This is a genomic window from Micromonospora arida (assembly GCF_042873195.1).
GTDB classification, from domain to species: domain Bacteria; phylum Actinomycetota; class Actinomycetes; order Mycobacteriales; family Micromonosporaceae; genus Micromonospora; species Micromonospora arida.
The window spans coordinates 245,708-260,380 of record NZ_JBIALC010000001.1; the positions used below are offsets into that span (position 1 = coordinate 245,708).

Annotated in this window: 11 protein-coding genes; 5 read left to right on the plus strand and 6 right to left on the minus strand. The window is 69.6% G+C overall.

Translation table 11 applies throughout. The features are described from left to right. Positions 1 to 114: 114 nt before the first annotated feature. Positions 115 to 2,448: a beta-L-arabinofuranosidase domain-containing protein gene (locus tag ACFYP0_RS01255; protein WP_386993899.1), complete on the minus strand. Its 2,334-nt coding sequence runs from the start codon at positions 2,446 to 2,448 to the stop codon at positions 115 to 117. 622 nt (positions 2,449 to 3,070) lie between these two features. Between ACFYP0_RS01255 and ACFYP0_RS01260 the strand changes: the two genes are divergently transcribed. Then, a complete protein-coding gene (locus ACFYP0_RS01260; protein ID WP_386993900.1) occupies positions 3,071 to 4,918 on the plus strand; it encodes a family 43 glycosylhydrolase in 1,848 nt (615 codons plus the stop codon). Between the two features lie 340 nt (positions 4,919 to 5,258). Further along, positions 5,259 to 6,644 carry an endo-1,4-beta-xylanase gene (locus tag ACFYP0_RS01265; protein WP_386993903.1) on the plus strand — a complete coding sequence of 462 codons (1,386 nt, stop codon included), beginning with the start codon at positions 5,259 to 5,261 and terminating at the stop codon, positions 6,642 to 6,644. A gap of 94 nt (positions 6,645 to 6,738) precedes the next feature. On the opposite strand, the gene ACFYP0_RS01270 is transcribed toward ACFYP0_RS01265, so the two are convergent. The 3 genes from ACFYP0_RS01270 to ACFYP0_RS01280 form a co-directional block, all read right to left on the minus strand. Then, positions 6,739 to 9,606: a glycosyl hydrolase gene (locus tag ACFYP0_RS01270; protein WP_386993905.1), complete on the minus strand. Its 2,868-nt coding sequence runs from the start codon at positions 9,604 to 9,606 to the stop codon at positions 6,739 to 6,741. 157 nt (positions 9,607 to 9,763) lie between these two features. Continuing rightward, complete coding sequence (locus ACFYP0_RS01275) at positions 9,764 to 10,162, minus strand: MmcQ/YjbR family DNA-binding protein (RefSeq protein WP_208741253.1); 399 nt, start codon at positions 10,160 to 10,162, stop codon at positions 9,764 to 9,766. Positions 10,163 to 10,202: 40 nt separating this feature from the next. Then, positions 10,203 to 10,898, minus strand: a complete 696-nt coding sequence (locus tag ACFYP0_RS01280) for a DUF1223 domain-containing protein (protein WP_124858852.1) — start codon at positions 10,896 to 10,898, stop codon at positions 10,203 to 10,205. 132 nt (positions 10,899 to 11,030) lie between these two features. Between ACFYP0_RS01280 and ACFYP0_RS01285 the strand changes: the two genes are divergently transcribed. Continuing rightward, a complete protein-coding gene (locus tag ACFYP0_RS01285) occupies positions 11,031 to 11,333 on the plus strand; it encodes a GNAT family N-acetyltransferase (protein WP_124858853.1) in 303 nt (100 codons plus the stop codon). A 22-nt stretch (positions 11,334 to 11,355) separates the two neighbouring features. Here the strand turns inward: ACFYP0_RS01285 and ACFYP0_RS01290 are convergent, their stop codons facing one another. Beyond that, positions 11,356 to 11,946: a TetR/AcrR family transcriptional regulator gene (locus ACFYP0_RS01290; RefSeq protein ID WP_124858854.1), complete on the minus strand. Its 591-nt coding sequence runs from the start codon at positions 11,944 to 11,946 to the stop codon at positions 11,356 to 11,358. A gap of 77 nt (positions 11,947 to 12,023) precedes the next feature. Between ACFYP0_RS01290 and ACFYP0_RS01295 the strand changes: the two genes are divergently transcribed. Continuing rightward, complete coding sequence (locus ACFYP0_RS01295) at positions 12,024 to 12,164, plus strand: hypothetical protein (protein ID WP_208741255.1); 141 nt, start codon at positions 12,024 to 12,026, stop codon at positions 12,162 to 12,164. 37 nt (positions 12,165 to 12,201) lie between these two features. Then, complete coding sequence (locus tag ACFYP0_RS01300; protein ID WP_356976532.1) at positions 12,202 to 12,918, plus strand: isocitrate lyase/PEP mutase family protein; 717 nt, start codon at positions 12,202 to 12,204, stop codon at positions 12,916 to 12,918. A 365-nt stretch (positions 12,919 to 13,283) separates the two neighbouring features. On the opposite strand, the gene ACFYP0_RS01305 is transcribed toward ACFYP0_RS01300, so the two are convergent. Beyond that, on the minus strand, positions 13,284 to 14,387 hold the full coding sequence (locus ACFYP0_RS01305) for a hypothetical protein (RefSeq protein WP_386993909.1): 1,104 nt from the start codon (positions 14,385 to 14,387) through the stop codon (positions 13,284 to 13,286). Positions 14,388 to 14,673 lie beyond the last annotated feature (286 nt).

Here is a 14,673-nt window from a genome sequence, read left to right on the forward strand (position 1 = left end):
GTTCACTGGGGCCAGGAACGTCCCCACTGTACGACCGCTGGCGGGTGCCCGCTCGGCGTCACCGGCGCGGCCTTCGGGTGACCGCGCCGGTGAGCCCGTCGAGCGGGGCGGAGGTCAGGCGTTGCGGACCAGCCTCCACCGGTTGTCCGCGCTGCCGTTGTCCGGATCCTGCACGGCCTGCGCTCCCCAGGCGGTCGACGCGTTCAGGATCCCGAGCAGCTTGTTGCTGTTGACGTTGCGGATCTTGTAAGTGCCGTCGCCGTTGTCCACGAGGATCCACCGGTGATCGGCGGTGCCGTTGTCGGCCCACTGCAGGACCCGGGCGTTGTCGGCGGTGGACATGTTCTCCACGCCCAGGACCTTGCCGCTGTTGACGTTGCGGAACCGGACCGCGTTGCCGTCGGTGATGACCACCCAGTTGTGGTCCGCGGTGCCGCTGTCGCCCCACTGCACGGCCAGACCACCGTCGGCGGTGGACATGTTCTGGATACCGAGGACCAGCCCGGTGCCGACGTTGACCAGGCGGTAGCTGCCGGTGGGGCCGCCGCTGCCGCTGGTGTTCCAGTAGACCGTGTAGTTGTAGCCGTGGGCGTCGTAGAAGGGGGCGAGGTTCACCGTGGACCCGTTGGCGCTGGCGGTGAACGCGAGCGAGCTGGTGCTGGTCCGGGTGATCGAGGAGACGGTGAGGGTGGGCAGGGTGCTCAGGGCCGTGTTGCCGTAGTTGCCGGCCAGCACCGCGGGGCCGTACGTGACCGCGCCGACGTTGGCGTTGTCGTTGGCGGCCTTGACGGCGACCTGCATCGGCAGCCGCACGGTGACGGTGTCGCCCGTGGCCCAGGTGCGCGTGACCGTGGCGTAGCTGCCCGGTGTGGTGGTGACGTTCTCCACCGTGCCGTTGACGGCGATCGTCGCGCCGCTGGTCCAGGACGGGATCCGCACCCGGATGCTCCACGACCCGTTCATCGAGCCGGACAGGGTCAGCGTGGTGGTGTCACTGACCGGGAAGCTGGTGGTCTGGGTGACCGTGATGCCGCGCTGCGTCCAGTTCAGCACCGACGGCGTGAACAGGTTCACGCTCAGTGTGGTGCCGTTGTAGAAGTAGATGGAGTCCATCAACCTCGTGTTGATCTCCAGGCCGGTGCCCTGGCAGCACCAGAACGAGTTGTAGTCGGTGCTCCAGGTGCCGCCACCCCACGCCGGGCCCACACCGCGACGTCCGCCCGGCCGCAGCGGGGTGAAGTAGGTGATGTGGCCGTGGCTGTCGGCCGGGTTCTGCCCGCCGATCAGATGGTTGATCAGCGCGCGCTCGTAGAAGTCGAAGTAGTCCGCCCGGTTCGGGTCGAGCAGCCACAGCTCCCGTGTCAGCTTGAGCATGTTGAACGTGTTGCACTGCTCGCAGGTGTCGTTGCTGAGGTAGCCGGCGATCGCGTTGGGCGACCGGAAGTGCTCCGCCTGGCTGTTGCCGCCGATGGCATACGTGTGCGCGCCGACGGTGATTCGCCACGCGTTGCTGGCGATGTCCCGGTAGCGGGTGGTCCCGGTGGCCTTGTACTCCCGGGCGGCGCCGATCCACTTGGGCACCTGCGTGTTGGCGTGCAGCCCGTTGAGCTGGTCCTGGCCGGAGGCCAGGGGGTTGAACACGGAGTTGTGGTCGAACCGCTGCGCGGTGGCGAGCCAACGGCTGTCGCCGGTCTGCTGGTAGATGTCGGCGAGCACGTCGTTCATGCCCCCGAATTCGGTGCCCAGCATCGACTGCATCTGGCTGGAGCTCAGCCGGCTGGTCCGGGTGTCGACCCAGCCGGCGAGGGACAGCAGCACCGTACGGGCCTGGGTGTTGCCGATGTAACGCCAGACGTCGAGCAGACCGGCGAGGGTCTTGTGGATGCAGTAGTAGGGCACGTTGCCGTTGGAAAGCGTCCGTGCCTCGAGCGCGGTGAAGTCGGACTCCGGGAAGCCGGAGAGGTAACCCGCGCCGAACCCGGCGGCGGAGTTGTTGGCCTGGCACTTGGCCAACTCGGCGACCATGTAGTTGGCCTTGTCCCGGCAGGTCGTGTCACCCAGCACCGCGTACGCGTACGCCCACGCGCTCAGGAAGTGGCCCTGCATGTGGGTCCGGAACGGGAAGTTCGGCGCGTCCCAGCCCCCGTTGGTGGCGACGCCGTTCGTGGACAGCCGGTGGTTGGCGCGGAAGTTGTAGAGCATCCGGTCGACGTCGACGAACCGCAGGTAGTTGAGCGTCCGGGTCTGGTTGTCCATCCAACGGCCGGAGCTGAGTCGTACCTGACCCGGGTCGAACGCGTACGCCGAGACGCCGATGTCGGACCGGGCCGGGGGCACGACGGCCGCGGACGCGCTCCCGGGGGAGACGGCGACCCCGCTCGCGGAGACCACCACGGTGGCTCCGGCGGCCTGAAGCAGGTGGCGGCGGCTGAGGGGCAGGGGTGGCATGGGGAACCTCCAGGTGGCCGGGTACGTCGGGCCCGCCATCGATGGCGGTGGGTCGTCGGCGGCAAAGGGCCGACGCCGGGTGCGGTGGGGTGGGGTGGGTGGGACGTGGGGCGCCGTGGACGCCGGGTGCCCACCCCTGCGCTTATCGCGGCACATCGATGTGATCGCTAACATAGTTCGTCGTTAACATGCCCGCAACCCCCGGGGCACCTCGCCGACCCATCCGCGCGACGACCTGGCCCGAGGCCACCGGGTCCAGTGGCGGCTGTGTCCGAGACGGACGTCCGCGGGGCTCACGCTCATCGGAGCGTTACCGTGCGTGACAGTCGACGGCGGGCTTCCCGTCCGTTGACGCCCGTCCGGTCGCTCAGTACCGTGCATCGTAAATCTTCGATGTCAACGTCGATACCTCAATGCTGCGATGTGGTTACGACGGTCATCCCGCGCCTCACAAAAATCCACGTCAGAAGGGGGAGGGGCATTCGCTTTTAGCTGTTAGCGCTAACACGGTCGGCGATCGTGCTGCCCGCTGCCTGAACGGCAAAGCCCGTTCGAGCGGCCGCGGGACAGTGGCGGCTCGCCCAGTCAGACATCCGCACGCGCACTCTCTGTGGGAGTAATCGTGAAAGTGAAGGATCGAACCACAACTCGGGCCACCCGCCGGGCCAGGCGCGCCATCGCCTGGCTGGCAGGCATGGCCTGTGTCCTCGCACTGATCCCGGGTACGGCCAAGGCCGACAACCCCATCGTCCAGAACATCTACACCGCCGACCCCGCGCCGATGGTGCACAACGGCCGGGTCTACCTCTACACCGGACATGACGAGGACGGGTCCACCTATTTCACCATGCGTGAGTGGCGGGTGTACTCATCCGCCGACATGGTGAACTGGACCGATCACGGCTCGCCGATGAATCTGGCGACGTTCGCGTGGGCGGACGCCAACGCGTGGGCCGGGCAGGTCGTTCCGCGTAACGGAAAGTTCTACTGGTATGTGCCGGTGCGTCAGCGCTCCAACGGACAGATGGTCATCGGCGTCGGGGTGGCCGACAGCCCGACCGGGCCGTTCCGCGACGCGCTCGGTCGACCACTGGTCGGCAACAACGAAATCGACCCGCACGCGTTCATCGACGATGACGGACAGGCGTACCTGTACTGGGGTAACCCGGGTCTGTGGTACGTGAAGTTGAACCCGGACATGATTTCGTTCTCCGGCAGCGCGACGCGCATTCCACTCACGACGGCGGGGTTCGGTACCCGTAACGGTAATGCGAGTCGGCCGACCCTGTATGAGGAGGGCCCGTGGGTGTTCAAGCGCAACGGTTTGTATTACAACGTGTTTGCGGCGGAGTGCTGCTCCGAGTTCATCGCGTACTCCACGGCGACCGGGCCGACGGGGCCGTGGACATATCGGGGAACGATCATGCCGCGGCAGGGCGCCAGCTTCACCAATCACGCGGGTGTGATCGATTTCCAGGGCGGTTCGTATTTCTTCTATCACAACGGGGCGTTGCCCGGTGGCGGTGGTTACACCCGTTCGGTCGCGGTGGAGAAGTTCAGTTACACCAGCAACGGCCTGTTCCCGACGATCACGATGACGAACACCGGTGCCCCCCAGGTGGGCACGCTGAACCCGTACGTGCGTCAGGAGGCGGAGACGATCGCCTGGGGCTCGGGGATCGAGACCGAGGCGTCCAGCGAGGGCGGGATGAACGTCGGTTGGATCGAGAACGGCGACTACGTCAAGGTCAAGGGCGTCGCCTTCGGCGCGGGTGCGACATCGTTCAGCGCCCGGGTCGCGTCGGCCACCAGCGGCGGCCGGATCGAGGTACGCCTCGACAGCGCCAACGGCCCGACAGTGGGCACCTGCACAGTGGGCGGCACCGGCGGCTGGCAGACCTGGAGCACCACCACCTGCGCGGTCAGCGGGGCGACCGGCACCCATGATCTCTACCTGCGCTTCGCCGGCGGCAGCGGCAACCTGTTCAACATCAACTGGTGGCAGTTCAGCGGCACCGGCGGCAGCGTCACCAACCTGCTCACCAACGGCGACGTGGAGAACGGCACGACGGGCTGGGGTGTGCACGGCAGCGGCACCCTCGCCAGGAACACCACCGTCGCGCACGGCGGCAGCGGATCGCTGTCGATCACCGGCCGGACCGGTGCCTGGAACGGCCCCAGTCAGGACGTGACCGCCAAGCTCACCAACGGCAGGAGCTACACCACGAACGTCTGGGTACGAGCACAGAGCGGCACCCCGTCGGCGAAGGCGACGTTGTCGCTGACCGCGAACGGCACGACGAACTACCTCCAGCTGACCCCGGCGGTGGGGGTGAACGTCAACGGCTGGACCCTGCTCACCGGCACCACGACAGTGTCGTGGAGCGGCACCCTGACCAGCGCCGCGTTCTACGTCGAGACGGCCGAGGGCACCGACAGCCTCCTGGTCGACGACGCCTCGTTCCAGTGACCGTTGCCGCCGGGGCCGTGCTCTTCGCGGCTCCGGCGGCACGGCGACGCTCCCCACCACTGCGAGGAAACGACAGGTTTACCGGGGCGGTTGGTTACGACTTGACGAACAGCATGTTATCGCTCACAGTCGATGGTTGAGGGCAGCCGCACCTGTGGTTCACCGGGCGAAACTGCTGTGGCACCTCGACCCCCGACGTCCGCCCAGGGCATGCCGGACGTCGGGTCAGGACTCCCCGCACCGCTGCCGCGACGGCGACCGTTGCTGACGTCTCCCATGTCGCAGGAGCAGATTCGGGCGTGCGTCTCCATCGCTGCACCACCACAGAGAAGGAATCCGCATGAATCACAGAAGAGCCCTGCGAGCGGCGGTGACCATCGCCGTTACCGGCGCCCTCGCCGCAGGCATGACGATGACGCTGACCTCCACGGCCAGCGCCGGCACGACCCTCCGGGCGTCGGCGGCCGAGAAGGGCCGTTACTTCGGCGCGGCCGTCGCGACGAACAAGCTCTCCACCAGCGTCTACACGACCATCCTGAACCGTGAGTTCAACAGTGTCGTGGCCGAGAACGAGATGAAGTGGGACGCCACCGAGCCGCAGCAGGGTCGGTTCAGTTACACCGGTGGTGACCGTCTGGTCAGTCACGCGCAGGCCAACGGCATGAGCGTGCGCGGTCACGCGTTGCTGTGGCACCAGCAGGAGCCGGGTTGGGCGCAGGGGATGTCGGGCAGCGCGTTGCGCAGCGCGATGATCAACCATGTCACGCAGGTCGCGACGCACTTCCGCGGGAAGATCTATGCCTGGGACGTGGTGAACGAGGCGTTCGCTGATGGTGGTTCGGGTGGGCGGCGGGACTCGAACCTGCAGCGCACCGGTAACGACTGGATCGAGGCGGCGTTCCGGGCGGCGCGGGCTGCGGATCCGGGTGCGAAGTTGTGTTACAACGACTACAACACCGACGGGGTCAACGCGAAGTCGACGGGGATCTACAACATGGTGCGGGACTTCAAGTCCCGTGGCGTGCCGATCGACTGCGTGGGTTTCCAGTCGCACCTGGGCACCTCGCTGGCCGGTGACTACCAGGCCAACCTGCAGCGGTTCGCCGATCTCGGTGTGGACGTGCAGATCACCGAGCTGGACGTGATGACCGGCGGCAACCAGGCCAACATCTACGGCGCCGTCACCCGCGCCTGCATGAACGTCTCGCGCTGCACCGGCATCACGGTGTGGGGTGTGCGGGACTGTGACTCGTGGCGTGGCTCGGACAACGCGCTGCTGTTCGACTGCAACGGCAACAAGAAGGCCGCGTACACCAACGTTCTGAACGCCCTCAACGCCGGCCCCGGCATCCCCACCACGCCGCCGCCCACGGACCCGCCGCCGACGACGCCCCCGCCGACGGACCCGCCGCCCACCACTCCGCCGCCGGGGACGGGTGGTTGCTCGGCGTCGGTGTCACTGAACTCGTGGAACGGCGGGTTCGTGGCCACCGTGAAGGTGACCGCCGGTTCTGCCGGCACGAGCGGGTGGAACGTCGGTGTCACCCTTGCCAGTGGTGCGAGTGTCACCAACACCTGGAGCGCGACGGCCAGTGGCTCGACCGGCACGGTGCGGTTCGCCAACGTGGACTACAACGGCCGCCTCGGCGCGGGCCAGGTCACCGAGTTCGGTTTCCAGGGCACGGGCAGTGGGGCCGGCATCACGCCCACCTGCACCGCCTCCTGAGAACGACTGACTGACCGCACGACGTCGGCCGGTGTGGGGGACCGATCCTGGTCCTCCACACCGGCCGACGTCGTGTCGCGTTCGAACCTGTCGATCAGGAGTACGGAAGCCGCAGCACCGACTGGTTGCCGATGCCCACCGTTGTCGGGTTGTTGCCGATCGCCGACCAGACCTCCACTCGGACCGTGCCGTTGCTCAGCGCGCCCAACGTGCCGGTGGCCGAGGACAGGCCGGCGTTCTGCGTGTAGTGCTCGTAGCCGGTGACCGGGTCGGTGGCGAAGTAGCGCAGCGTCTCCACCCGTTCCCAACTGCCGTTGCCGGTGAGGTCGTAGGAGATCCGCACCTGCACGCCGTTACCGACCGCCGTCCCGGCGTCCACGAACAGGTCGAACGCCGTCTGCCCGCCGGCGTAGGCGAGGTTGAGGCCGGTCGCCGTGAAGACCTGGGCGTTGGTGGGCGTACCGTCGTGGTTTCCGTTTGCCGCCGCGACCGTCGTCGTGGCCGCGCTGCCGGCGGCGCCCAACCCACCTCCGGGCAGCAGGTACCGCGTCGGGTTGCCCTGGGTCGGCGGCGGGGTGGTCGTCGGCGGGGGATCGGTCGGCGTCGTCGGCGGGACACCACCGGCCGCGTTGCCACCACTCCAGGTGTACGCCCCGGTGGTGGCCGTCTTGCCGGCTCCCACGGCGAGCGTGGTGCCGTTGGAGAACGTCACAGTGATCGGCGTCGCCGTCGGGTTCGACGCCACATAGGTGCGGGCCCCGTTGCGGGAGAAGACCGCGGACAGCGGGTGGTTGCCGGTCACCGTCGTGTCGACATTGCCGAGGGCGGCGAGGTTACGGATCCAGTGGAACGTGTGCGCCCGGCTCTCGCCCTCCTCCGGGGTGTAGCCCGGGTTCGCGCGGAGGTTCGCCAGCGCCGCGTCGGGGTCGCCGAGGGCCTGGAACTGCCAGAGGATGTCCTGCCACACCGTCGGTTGTCCGCCGTTGTTGCGGACGAGCTCGGCGTAGTTGGTCCGCACGTACGCCGGGTTGTTGCCCAGGTAGAGGTGACCGCCGGTGACCGGCAGCAGATTGATGCCCTGGATCATCTCCGGCTCGGCGCTGAACCAGGTGGCGTACGCGCCGCCGTCACCCCAGACCATGCCGACCGTCGAGTGCCCGAAGGCGGCGGGGAAGTTCTGGTCGCTGACGTCGAACCAGTACTCCTGGATGGCAGCGGCCTGGGTGGTGTAGAGGAAGACGCCGGCGTCGCGGATGGCGGTGTTACCCGTCGTCTGCCCCCACTGGATGAGGGCGCTCGCGAAGTTCATCCCCTCCGACGAGGACTCCTGGTTGTTGCCGGAGCCGAAGGAGCCGTGCCCGGACGCCCAGTCGTGCCCGGCGTAGATGTCGAAGTCGCGCAGGTACGGAAACTGGGTGTCGCCGCGGCGGTAGTTGTTGGCGTCGCGGATCAGCAGGTCCACCATGCCGCCGTAGCGGCTGGTGGCCGCCCAGGCCGGGTCGAACTTCGCCAGGGTCGCGGCGGCGGCGATGTAGTAGCCGTAGTGGAAGTGGTGGTCGTTGAGCTCCTGGTCGGACCCGTACGACGCCGGGTAGCCGATCAGGGTGCCCCAGTTGTTGTCGTAGTAGAAGACCCGGTCGGTCTTGCCGCTGGACGCGGTGAACCAGTCGGTGAGCGTGCTGCGGATCGCGTTCAGCGCGCTGTCACGCGTCGTGGTGTCGTTGACCTGGTCGGCGATCTCGGCGATCCGAGCGGCCCGGCCGAGCCCCTTGCCGGTCCAGTAGGTGTCGTTGCCGCGTTGGTCCATCGGGTTGGCGCGGGTGGCGGCCAGGTGCCCGGTGAGCGTCGACAGGTCACCACCGCTGCCGTCGCCGACGGCCGGCAGCTCCGGCAGGATGCCCTGGAACTTCATGGCGGTGCGGAACTGGTTGACGCCGGTGAGCACCTTCATCCGGCCGCGCGCCGACGGGTAGGTCGGCGTGATCGCTGTGGAACCGCTCAGCGACTTCCACTGGTGCGGGTAGAGACTGACCACGGTCTGCGTGGCGGTGCCCTCCCGGGCGGTCGTGGTGAACGCGTACGTGGTGGTCAGGCCGCTCGTCGCCGGGTTGTACGCGTACGAGACCTGGGTGCCGGTCACGTGGGCGTGCGCGTACTGGCCGTAGGTCGCGGCCAGGCTGGCGCGCTCGGCGGTGCTCGACGTCGGCGGCAGGAGAGCGACCGAGAAGTAGCCGCGGCCGGCCAGGGTGGACGAGATCCGGCCGGACGCCACGGTCCAGCTGGCGCCGCTGGGCGCGAACCCGACGTAGTCGTGGCCGTTGACCCGGAAGCCGATGGTGGCGCCGCTGTTGGACCAGACGTCGGGGTTGCCGGCGGTGCTGATCTGCGCGTTCCCGCCGGTGGTCTGGAAGTACGCGAAGGGCAGACCGTGGCCGATGGTCGCGCGCATGGTGCGCGTGCCGTCGCTCCAGTGCGGGCTGACCGTCCAGTCCGTCCAGCCGTCGACCTTCACCAGGGGTGCGGCGAGCCCGGCCACACCGACCCGGATGTCCTGCACGTACGGGTAGTGGAACTCACCGACACCGGTGGCGGTGCCGCTGATGGCGGGCGTGGAGTTGGCGGAGAAGCCGAGCCCGTCGCCGAAGGTGTCGTACGAGATCGGGTGGGCGTGCAGCGGCTCACTGAACGAGCAGTCGGTGCGCTTCCACAACAGCGAGGACCACCAGTCGTTGGTGGGGATCGGCCCTGCGGGCGCGTTGGCGGTGGCGAACTGCCGGGGGTTGCTGGACATCGCGCCGCAGCCGCTGGGGAGCGGACCGACCGGGGTCGTGGTGTAGCTGCCGGCACCGACGGGTGCGGCCTCGGCCGCGCGGGTGACGGGGATGGCGAGGCCGCCGACGACCAGGGCCAGCGCGGTGGCGGCGGCCAGGGCCCATCGGCGGTGGGGGACGGGAGGTTTCATCGTGCCTCCATCGCGCGCGCCGGGTGCGGCCCTTGCCGGGTCCAGCGCTTTGCGTCTGAATTGTGGGGAAGGTCAGGTGAGAGAGCGCTCTCTCGGCCACGGTAATCGAGCACCGAGATCCCCGTCAATGTGTCAAACGCGTTGCGTGCTGATGTCGCTATTTGCCGGCGCCCGCACGGTCGTCCAGCGGTGCGCCCGCACCGTCGTTCACCAGCGCGTCCGGCACGCGCATCCGCCACGCGTCGGTCACCAGCTCGGTCAACCGGTCCAGGTCGACCGCCGCCAGACGCAGCAACACCAGGGGCAGGCCGTCGTAACCGGGTGCGGTGAAGAAGACCTCGGGCTCCCCGAGCAGGAGAGCCTGCTTCTCGGCCTCGTCGCCGACGAACAGCACCGCGACGTCCAGCCGGATCACCCGAGGCTTGCCCGGTGTCCGCTCCGGATAGGACCAGACGAAGCCCTTGTCGGCCACCCGGAAGTCGAAGCCGTCACTGGGGTTCTCCACGGTGTGCGGCAGGGCCAGCGCCACCCGGCGTACGTCGTCCGCGTCAGCCACCGAACCCCCTCGCACCCCGCGCCATCCGCATGAGCTGAGATTACGCGGTGGACAGCGCGATGGCCGTGGCGCCGACGATCGCCCGTTCGCCGTTCTCCTGGACATAGCCGACCACGCTGGCGCTCCGCGGATCGAGACCAGGTGGCGTCGCCAGCTCCACCTGCCCCCGCTCGGCGTCCAGGCCCACCGACCGGAAGGCGCGTACGACGTTGTCCTGCCGCAGCGTCCGCCCGGCGTTCTCCCCCCGGGCGATCTCGCTGGTCAGGCTCCGTTCCACGACCGCCATCTGCAACACCGCCCGCTCCGGCGGCCGTTCGGTCCGGTAGTCCACCATCACCCGGTCATTGCCCAGGTTGGCGATGGAGAGCGCCAGTGGTGTGGCGGCGGTCGAGGCCACGGCGGACATGATCGCGGCGGCCGCCCGGCGGCGATCGGAACCGACGAACTCGACGGTGCCGTTGACGACCATCTGCGGGGTGTACAGACCTCGGGTACCGAACGCACGGGCGTACGCCTCCTGACGCGCGGTGTAGGCCGCGTCCGCGAACTGGTCGGGCCAGCCCAGGTCGTCCCAGTAGTCGACGTGGAACCCGAGGGCGAAGACGTTCTGGCCCCGGTCCCGGGCGTCGCGCTCGATCTCGCTCAGCAACTCCTCCGCGGGAGGGCAGCTGTTGCAGCCCTGGGACGTGAACATCTCGACGACGGCGAAGCCGCCGTCCGTCGATGGGTTCGTCATGGTGGCGTGTCTCCTCCCACAGTGTGCCCGGCGGCGGTTCGTTTCCCGTTTCGGCCGAGACAATGCGCGTGGGGTCGCGTCCCCTGCCGGCCTCGCAGCGAGTGCCGCCGGGCCGGGTGGTTGGATGGTCGGGTGCAGTTCACCGTGACAGACGCGCCGGCGCGGGAGCGTTTCGAGGCGCGCGACGAGGCGGGCGGGGTCGTCGGGTTCGTCACCTACCAGCTGACCGGCTCGATCATCGCCTACACCCACACCGAGGTCGATCCGGCGTACGAGGGCAAGGGCGTCGGGTCGACGCTGGCGCGGGCCGTGCTGGACGACGCGCGGAGCAAGGGCCGGACCGTCGTGCCGATCTGCCCGTTCATCGCCGACTGGGTGGTCAAGCACCCGGAGTACGAGAGCATCGTGGTCCGGTCCACCCGCAAGATCAAATAGCCGCGCTTCCGGTCGGGTGGTGTCAGGCGTCCGGTAGGAGCTTGACGGCGAGAGTGCGGGCGGTGGCGGTCAGGGTGTCGATGTCCAGCCCCGTGCGCCCCATGAACACCAGGCCCTGCTGTGCGGCGAGCAGCGCGCGCGCCATCTCGACCGGGTTGACGTCGCGCGGCAGGTCGCCCTCGTCCTGGGCCCGTCCGACGCTCTCGGCGACCAGGGCGGTCGTCGCCTCGTAGGTGCGCCGCGCCTCGGCGAGGACGTCGGGGTCGCTGGTGGCGAGCTCGTACGTGCTGTTGGCCATGAGGCAGCCGCGCCGGGCGGCGGCACCACCCGGGTCGTTCACCGGCGCCATGACGAACGCGCGCAGCGCGTCCACGGCGCGGGGGGCGGAGGCGAGCATCTCGCGCAAATATCCGCCGCTGGTGTCGGTGTATTCCCGCAGCGCCTTCAGGAACAGCCGGTGTTTGTCGCCGAAGGCGCCGTAGAGGCTGCCCTTGCCCAGCCCGCTGACGCGCACCAGGTCCTCCAGTGAGGTCGCCGCGTAGCCGGCGTCCCAGAACTGGTCCCGGACGGCGCGGATCACCTGCTCCTCGTCGAACTGCCGTGGCCTGGCCATGTGACCAGCGTAGCAATTATTGACCGTGCGGTCCACCAAGCGTAGGGTGGACGATCGGGTCGCCGGGGGACCAACCCGTGACACCGCCTCTCGCCGGCAAGCTCGCCTTCGTCTCCCGCGGTCTCGGCGCGGCCACGGCCATCGGGGTCCTGGCCAGCCCCGCAGCCTCGTACGTCACCGGCGCCGTGCTTGACTGCAACGGCGGATACACCGCCTGAGCCCCGCCCTCCGCAGCCCCGTCGGGAGACCACAACGATGACAGCCTCCACCTTCCGTGCCCTGCACCACGACCGCGCCGCCGGTGACCCGCTCGTTCTGCCGGGCCCCTGGGACGCGGCCAGCGCCCGGGTGCTGGCCGACGCCGGTTACCCGGCGCTCGCGACCCCGAGCGCGGGTGTCGCCGCCTCGCTCGGTTACGAGGACGGCGCGACCCCGCCGGACGAGATGTTCGCGGCGGTCGCGCGCATCGTCCGCGCCGTGTCCGTTCCGGTGTCCGCCGACGTCGAGGGCGGTTACGGCCTGGCCCCCCGCGAGCTGGTCGGACGGCTGTTGGAGGCCGGCGCCGTTGGCTGCAACCTGGAGGACTCGGAGGGGGACGCCACCCTCAAGGACCCCCGGCGGCACGCCGACTGGCTGGCCGAGGTGCGCGCGGAGGCGGGCGACGCTCTCTTCATCAACGCCCGCGTCGACACCTTCCTGGTCGGAACGGGTGACCCGGCCGACGCGGTGGAACGCGCCCGCCTGTACGTGGCTGCCGGCGCCGACTGCGTCTACCCGATCCTGGCGCCGCCGCAGGTGCTCCCGCAGCTACGGGAGGGCATCTCCGGGCCGATCAACATGGCCGCCGGACCGGACCGGGAGTCCGTGGCCGAGCTGGGCCGGCAGGGCGCCACACGCATCACCTTCGGTCCAGGAATGCAGCGGTACGCGATGGCGTCGATCGGCGACCTCGCGGCCGAGCTGCGCGCCTGAGCCTGCCCGTCACACCCACGCCCCACCGCAGCTTCGGCGCGGCGGCCCGGAGGTCGGGCGCAGCGGCTTCCGGCTTCCGCCGCAAGATCGCGCACCATCGTGGATGTAGTGGCATCCGTCGCACCCGACGCCACTGCATCCAGGATCGAGCACGATCTTGCGGGGAGGTGCTCGGCGGGCTGATCGTCAGCACGCATCGCGGGCTCGAGGTGCTGGTCAAAGCGGGTGTCGGCGCGAAGAAACTGAACCGCGTCGCCGACGCCGCGATCGGCGACATCGCACCTCAACGCGCGCGTTCAGTGCTACGGCCGAGCCCCCGGCGCGCCGTCGTGGTGGACGGCTGCCGGGGGCTCGAATGCGGTCGGTCAGGCCTGGTTGCCGTTCGGCAGCACCGCGGCCATCTCGTCGCCAGCGCCGGCGAGCACGCGTGCCTGCTGCGCCCAACTGGCCAGCCCAGGTGCGGCGCGCAGGCCGGCGGCCCGGATCAGGTCGCGCAGCGCCGGCTCGTCCAACTCGCCGAGCTGGCCGTACGTGCGCACGCCAGCGTCCTGCAACGCGGCCGCCATCTTCGGCCCGATCCCCTGGATCCGGCGGAAGTCGTCGGCAGGGCCCGTCGGGTCGGCGTCGACGCTGCTGACCGTTGTGTCGGCGGCCGAACGGACCGGAGGGGTCGCGGCGACGGTCGGGCGGACCGGAGGCGCGGCCACCGCCGCGGCGGCAACCGCAGGCTCGGCGTTCACGGAATCGGCCTGCACCGGCTCGTCATCGGACGGGCCCGGGGTCGCCACCGCCTCTGCCGGCGTGGCGTCGACCGCCGTGGCCTTGGTCTCCACGTCGTCGGCCGGGTCAACGGAGGCCGCCACCGCCTCGGCCGGCGCCGAGTCGATCGGCGTGCTGTTGACGGGCGTGGTCTCGACCGGGTTGGCCGCGACCGGCGCGACGTCGGTCGAAGCGTCGTCGGCCGGCGTCGTGTCGAGCGGTGCGGTGTCGGCGGACGGGAGATCGTCCGCCGGCTGGCGGGGGGCGATCACGGCCGCCGGGGCGGCCTGCTCGTCGACAGTGACCGGCTCGGGGGCCGATTCCACCGCCGGCTCCTGCCGCAGCTCAGCGGCGTCGGACTGCTCGGTGGCCGGTACGGGCGGCGGGTCCTCGGTCAGCGCCATGTCCGCCGGGTCGACGGTGCTCGGAGCCTCCGCCGGCACGGGCACCGGGGCGGGACCGTCCGGTTCGGTCAGCGCGGCTGGCGCGCTGACCGTGTCGACCGGTACCGGCTCGTCGGCGACCGCGGTGGGTGCCGGGTCGACGGCGGCCGCAGGCTGGGCCTCGTCGGTGGTGGCAGCCGGCGTGGGCGTGGTGATCACGGCCAGACCGGCGACGGGGTCACCATCCACAATCGAATTGTCCTGTACGCCCCGTCGGCCGCGCAGCAGCCACCCGGCGGCCAGGCCCAGCAACAGTGCCAGTACCACTATCAGCGAGTGTCCGAAAGACCACGCCACGGCGAACCTCCCTCTCAGCTCGTTGGAAAAGTCACGAGAAAAACTCGCCGCAGCTTCGCACACGCGTATTGCCGACGACAGGCAGGATCGGCCGTCAGCGTTGCCGGTGGGCCAGCCACCTCAGCCGGTGCCTGCCGGGTAACACAGCGTCGCCCGATCACACCGAAACCGACGAGACGAGACCGGGCCCGGCATGTACCGGTCGGGCTGAGCGCTCCGGACACGCTGAGACCCGGGCCCGGCGTGGGACGCCGAG